Below are 1,545 nucleotides of genomic sequence, written 5' to 3'. Positions count from 1 at the left end.
GGTTACTGCGGGGGGTTGCCGTGTTTGCGGGAGGGCAGGTCCGCGTGCTTGGACTGCAGCATCGCGAGGGACTTGATGAGGACCTCGCGGGTCTCGGCGGGATCGATGACGTCGTCGACGAGTCCGCGTTCGGCCGCGTAGTAGGGGTGCATCAGCTCGGACTTGTATTCCTTGACCATGCGTGCCCGCATGGCCTCGGGGTCCTCCGCACCGGCGATCTGGCGGCGGAAGATGACGTTGGCCGCACCCTCCGCGCCCATCACGGCGATCTCGTTCGTGGGCCAGGCGTAGGTGAGGTCCGCCCCGATGGACTGGCTGTCCATCACGATGTACGCACCGCCGTACGCCTTCCGCAGGATCAGCGAGATCCGCGGCACGGTCGCGTTGCAGTAGGCGTACAGCAGCTTCGCACCGTGCCGGATGATCCCGCCGTGCTCCTGGTCGACACCGGGCAGGAACCCCGGAACGTCCAGGAACGTCACCAGCGGAATATTGAAAGCGTCACACATCTGCACAAACCGTGCAGCCTTTTCCGACGCCTCGATGTCCAGCACACCGGCGAGGGTCTGGGGCTGGTTGGCGATGATGCCGACGACCTGCCCGTCCAGGCGGGCCAGCGCGCAGATGATGTTCCGCGCCCAGCGCTCGTGGACCTCCAGGTACTCGCCGTCGTCGACGATCTCCTCGATCACCTTGGCCATGTCGTAGGGCCGGTTGCCGTCCGCCGGGACCAGGTCCAGCAGCACCTCGCTGCGCCGGTCCACCGCGTCCTCGGACTCCACCCGCGGCGGGTTCTCCCGGTTGTTCTGCGGCAGCATCGACAACAGGTAGCGCACCTCGGCGATGCACGTCTCCTCGTCGTCGTAGGCGAAGTGGCACACCCCGCTGGTCTCGGCGTGCACATCCGCACCACCCAGACCGTTCTGGCTGATCTCCTCACCCGTCACGGCCTTGACCACGTCCGGACCGGTGATGAACATCTGCGACGTCTCACGGACCATGAACACGAAGTCCGTCAGCGCCGGACTGTAGGCCGCACCACCCGCACACGGGCCCAGCATCACCGAGATCTGCGGAATCACACCCGAGGCCCGGGTATTGCGCTGGAAGATGCCCCCGTACCCGGCGAGCGCGCTGACACCCTCCTGGATCCGCGCACCCGCACCGTCGTTCAGCGACACCAACGGCGCACCGGCCGCGATGGCCATGTCCATGATCTTGTGGATCTTCGTGGCGTGGGCCTCGCCCAGCGCACCACCGAAGACACGGAAGTCATGGGCGTACACGAAGACCGTCCGGCCCTCCACCGTGCCCCAGCCGGTGACCACACCATCGGTGTACGGCTTCTTCGTCTCCAGCCCGAACCCCGTCGCCCGATGCCGCCGCAGCTGCTCGACCTCCTGGAAGGAACCCGCGTCCACAAGCAGCTCGATACGCTCCCGCGCCGTCAGCTTGCCCTTGGCATGCTGCGCCTCGGTCGCCTTCTCACTGGGCCCGGCCACAGCCTGCGCACGGATCTCGTGCAGCTCCGCCACCCGCCCGCGC

Annotated in this window: 1 protein-coding gene; it reads right to left on the bottom strand. The window is 67.1% G+C overall.

Going from position 1 to position 1,545, the window contains the following annotated elements; translation table 11 throughout:
• Positions 1-2 precede the first annotated feature (2 nt).
• On the bottom strand, positions 3-1,535 hold the full coding sequence (locus ADL25_RS09890) for an acyl-CoA carboxylase subunit beta (RefSeq protein ID WP_063805609.1): 1,533 nt from the start codon (positions 1,533-1,535) through the stop codon (positions 3-5).
• Between the last annotated feature and the right edge of the window lie 10 nt (positions 1,536-1,545).

The organism is Streptomyces sp. NRRL F-5122, from assembly GCF_001507435.1.
GTDB classification, from domain to species: Bacteria; Actinomycetota; Actinomycetes; order Streptomycetales; family Streptomycetaceae; genus Streptomyces; species Streptomyces lannensis.
Note: the sequence above shows the minus strand (reverse complement) of the source record. Positions and strands in the feature narration are given on the sequence as shown.